Source organism: Microbacterium sp. GbtcB4 (genome assembly GCF_019091465.1).
Lineage (GTDB): Bacteria > Actinomycetota > Actinomycetes > Actinomycetales > Microbacteriaceae > Microbacterium > Microbacterium paraoxydans.
This window is the reverse complement of record NZ_JAGXJJ010000648.1, coordinates 1-233: the sequence shown is the minus strand read 5'-3', so window position 1 is coordinate 233 and position 233 is coordinate 1. Positions and strand designations below refer to the sequence as shown.

General features: G+C 71.2%; 1 pseudogene. It reads left to right on the top strand.

The window, feature by feature from the left end:
* Positions 1-233 (top strand): annotated as a pseudogene (locus KVS71_RS19120) (undecaprenyl/decaprenyl-phosphate alpha-N-acetylglucosaminyl 1-phosphate transferase); the annotation flags it as partial.

The following is a 233-nucleotide window of genomic DNA, read 5'->3' as shown; positions in this document are numbered from 1 at the left end:
CTATCCCTACAGGGTCATCGCCGCCGCCGCGATCACCTACTTGCTGCCGTGGGCGGTGGGGCGGGTGAGCCTGCGCTTCAAGCTGTATCCCGGCAGCCGCGAGCGCGACGTGCACACCACGCCGACGCCCCGCCTCGGCGGCGTCGCGATCTCCCTCGGCATCGTGGCCGCCTTCGCGGCCTCGGCAGCCAACCCCTTCTTCCAGAGCATCTGGCCGCCCCCGCAGACCATGT